Raw genomic sequence first — 13,225 nt, 5'->3', positions numbered from 1 at the left:
GTACTTCGTGGTCATAAGAGTTATTGAGATAGCCCTACACCGAACTCGTTTCGGCTCTCGGGATCACACACGGAAGGATTATTCGCTGAATTCGTTGCCAGTCAAGAAAATTCTGGACTCGACGAACACATCAACCTGTCCAAAACCGATGCCGAGAACAGTTAGAGAAACCAGTGCGGTCAGGCAGACTGTGCGCAGAAGGGTTCACAGTAAATTACCTATTTCCTAACCGAATTCGCCAAGGGTGCGGAAACACACGCAGGCACTCTGTGATGGGTGCCAGACTGATTTTGCCGACCTGCGTTTTGTCAAGCCGTAATTGGGTCTTCAAACCACCCGAAGTCCTCAAACGCTCAACTGTTGCAGTCATTACCAACGAAATAGCCACAAAAATACTTTTGAAAAACTTTTCAACTTCTTCACTTGGGGGACACTTTTAAGTGCACTGGTCACAAACCGAACTAAGACTTGCCGCTCGATCACGTGGCTTTCACCTGATCACTCGCGAAATTGTCGATGCCGTCGAAGCTCTTTCTGAAGTGCGAGTGGGGCTACTGCATTGCTTTATCCAGCACACAAGCGCCTCGCTTACGATCAACGAAAACGCCGATCCGGACGTTCGAGTTGATTTTGAGACAGCGATGAATCACGCCGTGCCAGAGAACCTGCCCTACATCCACACGATCGAAGGTCCCGACGACATGCCTGCACACGTGAAGGCATCCATGATGGGGGCTAGCGTGACGGTGCCAGTACGCGACGGCCGGCTGGCGATGGGAACTTGGCAGGGCATCTATTTGTGCGAGCACCGCGATCGAGCGACGGCTCGTAACCTGATCCTGACCTTGCAGGGCGTCTGAGTCTGCAGAACACCTGACTTGCTGGGCAATTGTACAGGCGAGATGTCCTCTGCTACGCCCTCTGCTAGACACTGGGTTCGCGGACCAACAACACGCTGCAGTGGACGTGATGCAGGACATACTGCGACGTACTGCCCAGGAAAAAGCGAGAAACGAGGCCGCGACCGCTGTCACCCAACACGACCAGGTCGCTGACGTGTTCCTCGGCATAATCGACCAGCCCAGCACCGACGTGTTCGACTTCGATCGAATCACTGGTCACCTCGCGGTCGCATGGTTTGCCATCGCATTGCTGCAAACGTTCCGCCGCCGAAGCGGCGCAGCGACGTGCGTTGGTTCGACGGCGTGCGGATTCTTCCATCGTGGTCGCCAGAATGTCTTCTCGAAACACTTCCAGCTTGACCGACGCGGTAACGACATGGAACTTGTAATCCTTCCCAAAGGGGTAAAGACACAAGTGCTTCAACATCGTCTCGGATACCTCACGTTGATCCGCCGCGATGGTGACATTCGTCATGCCACTACCGGACTGCGATTGACCAGCTTCGGCACTGGACGAAGAAGCTTCTGCACTCAAATCCTGTCTGACAACCAAAACACTGCAGGGTGCGTGCGAGGCAACGTAGTCACTCACGCTGCCCAACAGCACTCGCTCGATCGCCGAATGCCCCTTGGCTGCGACGACGACCAGGTCGAACTTTCCCTCCGCAGCCCGATCGACAATGCAGTGACCGATGTGTCCCATCTCTCGCCGGGTTCGGGTCGTTAGCCCGACCGACTCATTATCGGCCGCAATTTGTTCGTCGGAACTTGGCGAAGCACCGCCGGACTCAACCGCAGGCAAGTTTTTGAGAAGGCATCTCTGAGCTGATTCCAGGGTTTGGTTCGCGATCTGTTCTTGATGCCCAATAAATTGCGGATACCACATCTCGCTCTGCGCACTGACTACCAGGTCCGGTGGATTGACCACCGTGAAGATCTCAATCTCGGATGGACGCGGCAGCGGAAAGCGGGCCAGAAACTTGGTAGCGGCCATCGCTTGTTCGGAACCGTCGATTGCAAGCAAGACTTTCATGGGGTGTTCCAATCACGTGGGGGAGCTCAGGACGAAATCAACAGTCAATGACTGCCCTTCATTCTAACAAAACCCGTCGCGACTGATACAACCGGCACGGTCATCAAGGGCTCAGCCCGATAGGGGTACGAAAGTACAAGTTTCGTTCGAGGTCATTGTGTCGATGGACCTAGCCTTCAAGGCAACGGTTGAAAACGACCGCTTGCGTTCACATCCCCTTTCCGAATTAACTCACACTCGCTAGCGATCACTATGTCGAATTTCAACACCGATCCTGTTGAGCCAACCAGCCAACCGGCCACCAAGTTCAAACGCAATCAAACCGTCGTCGATAAGGACGTGCAATACGGTGTCGTCGCCAAAATTGCGGTGCACTGGGTGGTATTCATGGTTTGCAATTCCGTCGCATTAATGATCTGGATGTGTCTATTTGAACAACCCGAAACGAACTGGCGTGACACAGCTGTTAGCTGTCTGCAGCGGTTCTTGCCGTTCATCGTTGTCTCGCTTGCACTGATTCCTGCCTTTGTGCTGGACACGCTTAAGTTAACCAATCGTTTTGCTGGTCCGATCTCTCGTTTGCGCACCGAGATTGCCAACGCGACCGAAGGCCGGCCTGTGCGAAAACTGAAGTTTCGATCGGATGATTACTGGCGAGAAATCGCGACTGGATTCAACACGCTGATCGATCAAGCCGGGCTGCCCGTTCAGTCGGGCAAACCGACCAAGTAGTTGGCGTTCTTGAATCACTTCCGCACGACGAGACTCCCATGTTGATACGACGCCCCCGACAATCCAAGAAGCACGAACAACGCCGCGGTGCCGCGGCCGTTGAGTTCGCTGTCTGTCTACCGATTTTGGTGCTGATCCTGTTCGGATCCATCGAAGCATCCACCATGATTTTCCTAAAGCAAACGTTGAACGTCGCTGCCTACGAAGCAAGTCGCGAGGCGTCTCAGAATGGACGTGGTAATGCGGAAGCCAACTTGCGAGCTCAAAACGTTTTGAACGCAAGAAATATTTCCGGTTTTAACGTGCGGTTCCCCAATGGTGAATCCTTCGATGCCGATCGTGGCACCGAGGTCGTCGTCGAGGTGAGCGCACCGAGTGCGGCGAACAGCCCGCTGCTGGGCCAGTTCATCTCCAATCGCGTCCTGACCTCTCGGGTCGTGATGGTGAAGCAGTAACCAGCCTGATCCCACCACCGCACCGATCATTACTTTCAGTTTGCTTAGATCGATATCATGACAAAGCCTACCCTCCATCCATTCCGCGGTTTCGCATCTCGATCGTCACGCCACGGCGCGATGTTGATCATGATCGCGGTCATGTTGTTCATGTTCTTGATGACGATGGCGTTTTCGATCGACATCGCTCAAATGCACTTGGCTCGTACTGAACTGCGTACCGCATCGGACGCCGCCGCCAACGCCGCCGCGACGGAACTGGCCGACACTCTTGACCGAGCCAGTGCGATCGCTCGCGGCCAAGAAATCGCCGCTGCTAACCGCGTCAATGGTCAGCCCTTGCTGTTGGCTGCTGGTGACTTCGATTTTGGCAGCAGCCAGCGACAAGCGAACGGAAAATTTCAATTCACCGCCGGAGGTGTTCCGCTGAACGGCGTTCGTGTCGACGGCCGACGGACAGCCGGCTCCCGTTCAGGCTCGGTGCCGTTGTTCTTCGGCAACGTGACCGGCACCCATGTGTTTGAACCCCAGGTTTCTGCCACGGCGACTTTCATTGAGCGTGACATCACCTTGGTGATCGACCGCAGTGGATCGATGGCGGGTCGAAAATACGCCGACCTGTCCGTGGCAATTAACATCTTTACTGGGCTACTAGCAGGGACTCCGGTTCAGGAATTGGTAGGCCTAGCATCGTACAACGAGAATGCAACCGAAGACGCACAGTTGACCAGCAATCTCAACGAGATCAACGCTGCGATGGCAGGGCTATCTACCGGCGGGTTCACCAGTATCTCACGAGGCATGGAAGCAGGCCGGAACATCGCATCGCGAGGGCGTCCAGCCGACTTTGTCGAGCGGACCATGATCGTGATGACCGACGGTCAACACAACCGCGGACCGGAACCCCGAGTCGTGGCCCGTCAACTGGCAGCCGACAAGGTCACCATTCACACAATCACCTTCGGAGCCGGAGCGGATATCACGCGAATGGCCGAGGTCGCTGACATCGGTGGCGGACGTCACTTCCACGCACTTACCGGTGCGGAACTGCAAGCGGTGTATCGCGAAATCGCTTTGACGCTTGGCACTCGACTGACGGATTAACCGTCGGTTTTTGCTTACGTAATTGCCGATTCGTTTCGACGATCCACCTATTCCTTTCAAGCTTCACATCCCATCATGTCACTGCTACGCAAACCAAGCTCGCGTCCATCCGGTTTAACCAGTCCATCGAACAGCGATGGATCTTTGAATCGCAAGGTCCGACGCACACGCCGACACCGCGATGCTTCGCGTCGAACGGGTGCGGTGATGGTCGAATTCGCTGTGGTGGCACCGCTGTTGTTCCTATTCTTCTTCGCCGGGTTTGAGTTTTGCCGCGTTGCCATGATTCGGCACACGGTGGACAACGCGGTCTATGAAAGTGCTCGACGCGGGATCATTCCCGGTGCCACCTCGGCTGAAGTGCGGACCGAAGCCATTCGTGTTCTGTCGACGATCGGCATTTCCGCCTTCAACGTGCAGGTGACCCCCGCCGCGATCGACGATGACACCGAAGAAGTCACAGTGCGGATCATCGTGCCGCTGGACGAAAACACGTTCGTCCCCGCCACTCACTTTGTGGGCAAAGAGATCGACCGCGAATTGACGATGCGTCGCGAGGGCAGTTGAGCGAATAAGCAGAAGCGACTTTGCGACCACTGCAGCCGTGCCGCCGGCATGAGGGCAGCTTCATCCTGACCACAACACTCGTTCTGAGCGGGGTTGTCGATCGCTAGCTATCGGCAACAGGATGTGGGACAATACGAACCGTCCTCGCCCGTCTTCTCCAGTACTGCGAATCTTGTCGATGAGTCACGCTTCGGTAAACCGCCACAGCGTTTTACTGATTGACCTCGACAATTGCCCGCATGAGATGCTCGATCTAGCCGAATCGGCGAACGTCTACGACGTCATCATCGCGTCGCATGGCAATCGAGAACCACGCGTGCCACTCGGCATGGCATCGATCCTGGGGCAACTCATCGTTTCGGGACAGATCGAAATCTGGCAGATGCCAGGCGGCAAGAATTCAGCCGACTTCGGTCTCACCTTCGTCGCCGGCCGACTCGCTGCCGAGCAACCGCCGGGCACGTTGTTCGAGATCGCTTCTCGCGACAAAGATTTGGACCATGCCGTTTCGCTACTAAAGCGATGCGGACACAAGGCAAGGCGGATCGATTCGTCCAAGCCGAAGGTCGCGGCTAAGTCGAAGGACCACACCAGCCTATCGCTCGATGCGGCAAAACTAGCCAGTTCCCTCAGCGGGAAGGGCGCCAACTCGCGTCCGGCAAAACGCAAGACTTTGATCTCGACCTCCCAGGCGAGATGCTCCAGCGCGGCGGCCGGCTTGTCGGCTCTGGAGGAATTGATCGCGTTCCAGGCAATTCGCTACGACGGGAAAGGCCTACCGGTGTATGACGGTGAAAAGCTGAAATCACTGGCCGCGCAAGCGGCCTCCCTTGCGAAACGCAAAACGGAGCCGTTGCCGGTTCAGAAGATCACCTCGGCAAAACCAGAGGAAGAAGATTTCCAACTGCGACTGTTCTAAGCACACTCGCACTTCTGATTGGGTAATCTGCTGCAGCTACCGAATTTCGGCGGAATTTGCGGCCATCGAGAGGCATCAATTCACAAAATGTGAAGCTTCCGTGAACTTATGTGCATTCACTTCGCGGCGGGCTTGCCTAGATGATGACTGCAAAGAATAACAGTCGCATCGACATCCCCAATCTCCACATGCGGAAATCGTCTCACATGAGCAACCTACAGACCACGGCGATTGACGCTTCGTTAGCGGATGAATCAGCTGATTCGATCCCACGAGCGGCCGGACAGGGGAACTTCATCCAGTGGATCGCGGTCTCTTTCCTGATCTATTTGCTGGTTTGTGCCGTGGGGATGATCGGCAGCGGGTTCAAGACCGCCACCGGCGACCAAGCCAAGGAGATGTTCGAGTTTGCGACCAATCCATTCGCCGGACTCGTTGTCGGTACCGTCGCCACAGCACTCATTCAGTCTTCATCGACGGTGACATCCATCATCGTAGGACTGGTCGCCGGCGGCCTTCCGGTTTCGGTGGCCGTACCGATGGTCATGGGTGCCAACATCGGAACCTCGATCACCAACACGATTGTTTCCCTCGGTCACGTTCGGGAGAAAAAGGAGTTCGCCCGGGCGTTCTCGGCCGCAACGGTGCACGACTTCTTCAACCTGCTATCCGTTGTCATCTTTCTGCCGCTCGAAATGGCGTTTGGGCTGCTGGAGCGGATGGGCAGTTTTCTGGCCAGCTTCTTTGTGGTCAGCGACGCGTCCATGGGCAACATGAACTTTGTCAAAGCGGCTACGTCTCCAGTGGTGAAAACGGCAAAGAACCTTGTCGGCGACATGGGCAGCGCAGTCGGCGGCTCGATTTTGATCGCAGCGGGAATCTTGTTGATCTTCCTGACAATTCACTACGTCGGCAAGTTGCTGAAACAACTGATGGTCGGTCGTGCGAAAGAGATCATGCATTCCGCGATCGGAAAAGGACCGATCTCCGGAATTCTCTCCGGGACTTTTGTGACCGTACTGGTTCAGTCTTCATCAACGACGACATCTTTGATGGTCCCGCTGGCCGGATCCGGAGCGTTTGGGCTGAAGCAAATTTATCCGTTCACCTTGGGTGCCAACATTGGTACCTGCATCACGGCATTGCTGGCCGCAACCGCAGCAGAAGGGAACGCCGCCGCGGCATTGCAGATCGCGTTTATCCATCTCACCTACAACGTGTTGGGTGTCGTAGTGATTTATGGAATCCCGTTTCTGAGGTTCTTACCAGTGCGTCTTGCCGAGTGGCTGGGAACGACAGCGTCCGAAAACAAACTGGTGGCGTTGACGTACATCCTCGGCGTGTTTTTCATTATCCCAGGTGCATGCCTGGGTATCACCAGCCTACTGTAAGGAATACGAAACATGTCAAATCTAGATAAGGTCTCGACCGGGACAATCCAGACCCTGATTCACGACACGGAATTGTCGCTGCAGGACCTGAAGGCAGAGTTGGCCCGGCGTGAGGAAGAAGCACAAGACATTCAAATCGCTGACCTGGAAAACCACATGCGGCATGCGGAACTATCCCTGGCAACGATCCGTGACTTCGTGCACTTCCTGGTGAAGGAATACCGGTCTCACCCGTAGTGCCGTGGTGAGGAAAGCAACGACCTGGAAGTGTGAGGCGTCCGCTCTGATTTAAGTTCACGCACCAGCGAGCTCCCCATGAAAAACATCGGGTGAGCTCCAATCAATCAATTGACCGTGATGACATTGATTCCATGACGCGACGAATCCGTTAAGTTGGTGCCGGCTAAAGTGCCTTTCACTGACCACTTCGTTGCACTCCGATTGGAACCAACATGATCGAATGGATTCAGACGGCCGCCGCCGACTGGGATTGGGCCACGTTTTGGCCGGAGTTGCTGGGCAAGGCGGCGGGAGTTCTGACCGGGATCCTGCTGAGCTGGTTTCTATTGATCCGGCGACGTTTGCACTCGATGAATCGTTTGCGAAAAGGCGACTCCGATGACGTGCTATTTCAGGCTCACTACCTTCACCCACTGACGGGCGAAGGGACGCCTGAAAACTACGGCGGTGACAACACTCCTGACGCGGTTCGCTATCAACTGCTGTTTCGCAACGTCGCGCAAAAGCAAACCGTGCCGCAAATCTACGACAATCCCGCGGCGGCGGAGTTAGTCAAGTCGCTCGGTGACGAAACCAGCTTGAACCAGCCCATCCTGCCAACATTGGAAACGATCGGTTTCGAGGTGCTTAACGACGCGGCCAGTTGGATGAGCGGCGTGGCGGCGACGTCCGCGAACGCACGCGAGGTTTGGCTGTTTTGCATGACGGCGGAAGATCGTCAGGTGGTTCGCAAACGCTGTGTGCGATGTTTCTTGATCCGGCCGGATGATCTGAAACGATTCCACGACTGGGATTGGTGCCGACAAAATGTCGCAGTTGAACGCCCTTGGCACTGGTTCCGGGTCGTCGCCTTGCACCGCGTCGCTCGATTGTACGCTGACCAATGCCGCATGTTCGCCGTCCCAGACCAAGCATCCGCGATGCCCTTGGTCGATGGCCAAGCCGGGCACCGACGCATTATGGCATTGTCGTTGGGGCTGATTCCAAGCGAGCAACCGGTCAGCCAGCCGGTCTGGATTGACTGGGATTCGCGGACAAAATCGGCACTCGGATCCCAGCTAACGCTGGTGCCAGGAAACTGGCCCGACGGGCTGGTCGAATCCGCGTAATCGCGAGATTCTTCGAAACGATACGATTTCCTAGCTGGTCAAGTGTGTCGCATCCTCTTGACGCCCACGCCGGCGCTGCCAACATACTGGGCTAGCCTATTCAATGGCCAATTCCCGAACTTTCACATCCCCATTTGACTAAGACCATCATGCGTCGTGCAAAAATTTCGATCATCGGTGCCGGAAACGTTGGTGCCACCTGTGCTCACTGGTGTGCTGCCGCTGAGCTTGGTGACGTTGTTCTGTTGGACATTCCTCAAACCGAAGACATGCCGCGTGGCAAAGCTCTCGATTTGATGCAAGCTTCGCCTATCATGGGCTATGACTCCAACATCATCGGCACGAACGATTACGCCGACACAGCCGACAGCGACGTGATCGTTGTTACCGCCGGTATCCCACGGAAACCCGGGATGAGCCGCGACGACTTGTTGGCGACCAATGCCAAGATCGTCACCAGCGTCGCTGAAAATATCAAAGCGACTTCGCCCAACGCAGTCGTGATCGTTGTCAGCAACCCGCTCGACGCGATGGTCCAACAAATGTTCAAGGTCACCGGTTTCGATCCCGCTAAGGTTTGCGGCCAAGCCGGCGTTTTGGACACCGCTCGTTACCGCGCGTTCTTGGCAATGGAATTGGGCGTCAGCGTCGAAGACATCAGCGCATTGTTAATGGGTGGACACGGTGACACAATGGTTCCCGTTCCTAGTTGCACCAGCGTCGGCGGAATTCCGGTCACCCAGTTGATCGATTCGGCTCGCTTGGACGAAATCGTCGACCGGACTCGCAAGGGCGGTGCGGAAATCGTTTCATTGCTGAAGACCGGCAGCGCCTACTACGCTCCTGCAGCGGCTTGTGCCCAAATGGTCGAAGCCGTCGTCAAGGACAAGAAACGCGTCATCCCTGTCGCTGCGTATTGCCAATCGGAATACAACGTTGGCGGCTTCTACGTTGGCGTCCCTGTTGTGATGGGAAGCGGCGGCGTCGAGAAGATCATCGAGCTGAACTTGACCAGCGAAGAAACCGCGGCCTTCCAAAACAGCGTTGATGCCGTCAAGTCACTGGTTTCGACCATGGACGGATTGCTGTCGGCTTAACGCCAAGTTGACACGCTGATAATCGCTATATGTTCGGCGGGCGTTCAATCGTCCCGCCGATTCAACTGATCGGCAAACCGCCTGAACCCCAGGCGGTTACCTCGATCTTGTCTTACTCGAGTGAGGCACCGTATCGCTGCCAAGCTTTGGCGAAGGCTTCGTCAGCAAGCCAATTGGCTGTTTCTCGATCGCCATGGAAATCGGCGTAAGACGCGATGTCCAATTTCTGCATGCCGCCGACGCTGCGGTCGTACGCATCGCCCAACCAGCCGGATTGAATCACCGGGGATTGCAGCGGGCTGTCGATCCAAGAATCTCCATCGGTGATGTTATTGCCATCAGCGAAACGCACCCGCAGACACGATTTACAAAACTCGATCACCAGTGAAAAGGTCGCGTCACGGTCTCGCGGCCAGTGCCCGGATTCGCCATCGACCAACAAAGCAATCGGAGCTTTCCGTTCCCGTCGCAGTTCTTTGACCGCGTCGGCTTGTCCGTTATCGAAGTAGCTATCTTTGTTGCCGTGCATCACCAAACCCGGCACGTTTTCGACGCCTGGGAACACCAGGTGCCAACTTCCGCCGGAGTGGAATGAAATCCAACCCAGCACTCGGTCGGGACGCATTGCCGCGTAGGCCGCAGAGAAGCCGGTGCCATTGGAATGCCCGAAGATGAATGCCGGCACGGTCGCAATTTCCGGATGGTTCACCTTCGCAGCGATATCCGTCAAAATTCCATCAAACGTACTAGCAGGATAAATTCCACGCTGCACCGCGTTACCTAGGACACCAATCAAAGCTAGGTGGTACCGATCGGCAAACTCTCGGACCAACTTGTGTTCCATCATTGGTCCCCCTACGCCATGCTCAGAGATCAAGAACAAACCGTTGATCTTTGGAACGCCAGGCGGAAGGTAGATGCGAAACGAGGCATCCTCCGCTTCTTTCTCGCCGTACCGAGTCACGATCTCGTCGTACAATTCGTCGGTCATCGGTCGGTCCGCATACTTGGGGACGTCGCGACGGATCTCATTCAAACTATGCGACATCGAGATCGCTTGCGAATACCGGATCAGCCCTGTGTCGTCGGTAATCGCAACCAGCTTGGCTTCGACGGGCTTCGTCGTATCCGAAACCGAGACCTTCGCATCCAGATAGCCTTCCTTGCTTAGATCCAATTGGGCAGGTTTGGAGACGTCTAGGTCGAGCGTAAAACGCCCATCTTCGTCAGTGACCGTGTCGCCCTCGCCGGCTACAGAAATGGTCACGCCTGGCAGAATGTTATCGCTCGTATCACGAACGATTCCCCGTACTTGTGTGTCTTGACCAGCGGCCAACAGCGGCGACATCGCCATAGACAGGGCAAGCAAAACTAGCCCTGACCGGATGGAGGAAGTGATTCTCACGGTTTGATCTCTCAAGTTGTTATTAGATTGATGCGCAACACTAAGCTGAACGCGACAATATAGCCACTTGAGAAACACGATGGGGTTTCACTCACGCCCGAAACGCACAGCGATTACCGTTCAGGCAATCACCGCGATCGCAAACACCACGATTACAAACACCGTGCATTCGCCCCATGATGAACGGACGACTACTTGGTAGCCGCTTCTTGTTTGGCAAGCACCAAATCGTGCTGGACCATCAGCTCGGCGAGTTCCTTGCAACTCGTTGTTGGGCTCCAGCCCAGCTTATCTTTCGCCTTGGAGTAATCACCAAGCAACAAATCGACTTCGGCAGGTCGGAAGTAACGCGGGTCGATTTCGACGTACTTGTTCCAGTCCAAGTCCAATGCTTCGAACGTGTAGTCCAAGAACGTGCGAATGGTTTGGGTTTCACCGGTCGCTAGCACAAAGTCATCTGCTTCATCATGCTGCAGGATCCGCCACATGCCTTCGACGTAATCCTTGGCATACCCCCAGTCACGCTTCGCATCGAGGTTGCCCAAGAACAGCTTCTCTTGCAGTCCCAACTTAATTCGAGTCGCCGCTCGCGTGATTTTGCGAGTTACAAAGGTCTCACCACGGCGGGGCGATTCGTGATTGAACAAGATCCCGTTACTGGCGAACAAATCGTATGATTTGCGATAGTTGACCGTTTGATGAAACGCGTAAACCTTGGCACATGCGTACGGGCTTTGCGGACTGAACGGCGTGGTTTCGGTTTGAGGAGTCTCTTGGACCTCGCCAAACATCTCACTGCTACTGGCCTGGTAAACGCGAGTCGGCTTGGTTTTGTTTAACTGACGTGCCGCTTCGAGCACATTGAGAGCTCCGATACCAACGGTTTGCACGGTGTACGCAGGTGAATCGAAAGACACTCGGACGTGCGACTGCGCGCCAAGGTTATAAATCTCATCAGGCTGAACGTCCAAAACCAAGTTGGTCAGGTTCTGGCCGTCGGTTAGGTCCCCGTAATGCAAGAACAACTTGGTGTCCGCCTCGTGCGGATCGCGATAGATGTGGTCGATCCGGTCGGTATTGAACGTGCTAGAACGACGTACGATCCCATGGACGTTGTAGCCCTTCTCAAGCAACAACTCGGTTAGGTAAGAGCCGTCTTGTCCGGTGATGCCAGTTACGAGTGCAGTTTTCATATCGAAAGGAATAGTGGTGAGAGGGAGACGTATTGAACGTGTTGAAATGGATCGAAGTCGAAGCAACGAAAGGAGAAAAGACAGGGAGGCGTTCTAACGAAGGCTTCCCTGTCGAGATGACTCTAAGAAATCTTGATAGGTGGCAACGAGACCTTCATCCAGATTTACCCGGGGTTGCCAGCCGGTCTGATTAATCAATGTCGTGTCGGTTCGCTTCAGTGGCGTGCCGTCGGGCTTGGACGAGTCCTGCGTGATTTTGCCAGTGTAACCGACGACGTGAGCAATTTTTGCCGCTAAGGACGCGATCGTAAGATCGGATCCGGTCCCAACATTCACCCAGTTCGGCGGATTGTTCAATCCAATCAAGTGCAATGTTGCTTCCGCCAGATCGTCCACATACAAAAACTCCCGCCGGGGCGTCCCGGTTCCCCAGACAACGACTTCCGATGCGTCGGTCCGCTTCGCTTCGTCAAACCGTCGGATCAGACCCGGGATCACGTGCGAGTTATCAGGATGATAATTGTCGCCAGGCCCATACAGATTCGTTGGCATCGCCGAATGAAACAGGCATCCGTATTGGTCTCGGTAGTACTGGCAAAGCTTCAATCCCATGATCTTGGCTAGAGCATAGGCCTCGTTGGTCTGTTCCAGAGGCCCACTTAACAAGCTGGCTTCCTCGATAGGCTGAGCACAATCTCGCGGGTAGATGCACGTGCTACCCAAAAACAGAAATCGCTCAACACCGTGACGATAGGCGGAATGGATCGCGTTCATCGCCATTGCGGTGTTCTCGTAACCAAACTCAGCCGGGTAGGTCGAGTTCGCATGAATCCCGCCCACTTTGGCTGCGGCAAACAGAACACAGTCAGGTTTCTCGTTTTCGAAAAACGTATCGACGGCAGCCTGATTACATAGATCCAGTTCAGCTCGCGTACGCGTCAGAATCTGGGTATCGGAAGCCCGATCAGTTAGCAACCGCACCAGCGAACTGCCGACCATACCGCGGTGCCCCGCGATGAAGACTCGTTGATAAGGGAAATTATGTGACATAGATCTTAAGAGTGAGATAGATAGATAG

At 55.1% G+C, this 13,225-nt stretch carries 14 protein-coding genes; 10 read left to right on the top strand and 4 right to left on the bottom strand.

Going from position 1 to position 13,225, the window contains the following annotated elements:
• Positions 1–440 precede the first annotated feature (440 nt).
• Positions 441–860 carry a secondary thiamine-phosphate synthase enzyme YjbQ gene (locus tag ACR3ZL_RS14915; RefSeq protein ID WP_473652331.1) on the top strand — a complete coding sequence of 140 codons (420 nt, stop codon included), beginning with the start codon at positions 441–443 and terminating at the stop codon, positions 858–860.
• Between the two features lie 64 nt (positions 861–924).
• Here the strand turns inward: ACR3ZL_RS14915 and ACR3ZL_RS14910 are convergent, their stop codons facing one another.
• Entirely contained in the window at positions 925–1,935 is a 1,011-nt protein-coding gene (locus tag ACR3ZL_RS14910; protein WP_486172734.1) for a universal stress protein, read from the bottom strand.
• A gap of 252 nt (positions 1,936–2,187) precedes the next feature.
• On the opposite strand from ACR3ZL_RS14910, the gene ACR3ZL_RS14905 reads away from it, so the two are divergent.
• From ACR3ZL_RS14905 to mdh, 9 genes are all read left to right on the top strand, one after another.
• Entirely contained in the window at positions 2,188–2,667 is a 480-nt protein-coding gene (locus ACR3ZL_RS14905; protein ID WP_486172733.1) for a hypothetical protein, read from the top strand.
• Between the two features lie 38 nt (positions 2,668–2,705).
• The gene (locus ACR3ZL_RS14900) at positions 2,706–3,122 is read left to right on the top strand and encodes a TadE/TadG family type IV pilus assembly protein (protein ID WP_473652334.1); all 417 of its coding nucleotides are present in this window, start codon (positions 2,706–2,708) and stop codon (positions 3,120–3,122) included.
• A gap of 57 nt (positions 3,123–3,179) precedes the next feature.
• Positions 3,180–4,226 (top strand): vWA domain-containing protein, encoded by a 1,047-nt coding sequence (locus ACR3ZL_RS14895; RefSeq protein ID WP_473652335.1) that lies wholly within the window; start codon positions 3,180–3,182, stop codon positions 4,224–4,226.
• Between the two features lie 75 nt (positions 4,227–4,301).
• On the top strand, positions 4,302–4,793 hold the full coding sequence (locus ACR3ZL_RS14890) for a TadE family protein (protein ID WP_473652336.1): 492 nt from the start codon (positions 4,302–4,304) through the stop codon (positions 4,791–4,793).
• 178 nt (positions 4,794–4,971) lie between these two features.
• Positions 4,972–5,712, top strand: coding sequence for a PIN domain-containing protein (locus tag ACR3ZL_RS14885; protein WP_473652337.1), 741 nt, complete (start codon positions 4,972–4,974; stop codon positions 5,710–5,712).
• A 206-nt stretch (positions 5,713–5,918) separates the two neighbouring features.
• Complete coding sequence (locus ACR3ZL_RS14880; protein ID WP_473652338.1) at positions 5,919–7,103, top strand: Na/Pi symporter; 1,185 nt, start codon at positions 5,919–5,921, stop codon at positions 7,101–7,103.
• A gap of 12 nt (positions 7,104–7,115) precedes the next feature.
• Entirely contained in the window at positions 7,116–7,340 is a 225-nt protein-coding gene (locus ACR3ZL_RS14875; RefSeq protein WP_473652339.1) for a hypothetical protein, read from the top strand.
• A gap of 215 nt (positions 7,341–7,555) precedes the next feature.
• On the top strand, positions 7,556–8,452 hold the full coding sequence (locus ACR3ZL_RS14870; protein WP_473652340.1) for a hypothetical protein: 897 nt from the start codon (positions 7,556–7,558) through the stop codon (positions 8,450–8,452).
• 149 nt (positions 8,453–8,601) lie between these two features.
• Positions 8,602–9,549: a malate dehydrogenase gene (mdh, locus tag ACR3ZL_RS14865; protein WP_473652341.1), complete on the top strand. Its 948-nt coding sequence runs from the start codon at positions 8,602–8,604 to the stop codon at positions 9,547–9,549.
• A 112-nt stretch (positions 9,550–9,661) separates the two neighbouring features.
• On the opposite strand, the gene ACR3ZL_RS14860 is transcribed toward mdh, so the two are convergent.
• The 3 genes from ACR3ZL_RS14860 to ACR3ZL_RS14850 all read right to left on the bottom strand — a co-directional run bounded on the left by ACR3ZL_RS14860 (position 9,662) and on the right by ACR3ZL_RS14850 (position 13,197).
• Positions 9,662–10,954: a carboxypeptidase regulatory-like domain-containing protein gene (locus tag ACR3ZL_RS14860; RefSeq protein ID WP_473652342.1), complete on the bottom strand. Its 1,293-nt coding sequence runs from the start codon at positions 10,952–10,954 to the stop codon at positions 9,662–9,664.
• A 191-nt stretch (positions 10,955–11,145) separates the two neighbouring features.
• Positions 11,146–12,147 (bottom strand): GDP-mannose 4,6-dehydratase, encoded by a 1,002-nt coding sequence (gene gmd / locus ACR3ZL_RS14855; protein ID WP_473652343.1) that lies wholly within the window; start codon positions 12,145–12,147, stop codon positions 11,146–11,148.
• Between the two features lie 93 nt (positions 12,148–12,240).
• Positions 12,241–13,197 carry a GDP-L-fucose synthase family protein gene (locus ACR3ZL_RS14850; protein WP_473652344.1) on the bottom strand — a complete coding sequence of 319 codons (957 nt, stop codon included), beginning with the start codon at positions 13,195–13,197 and terminating at the stop codon, positions 12,241–12,243.
• Positions 13,198–13,225 lie beyond the last annotated feature (28 nt).

It is taken from the genome of Rhodopirellula sp. J20-39, from assembly GCF_057365095.1.
The sequence above is the reverse complement of the archived record's forward strand: the minus strand, read 5'-3'. Positions and strand labels throughout refer to the sequence as shown.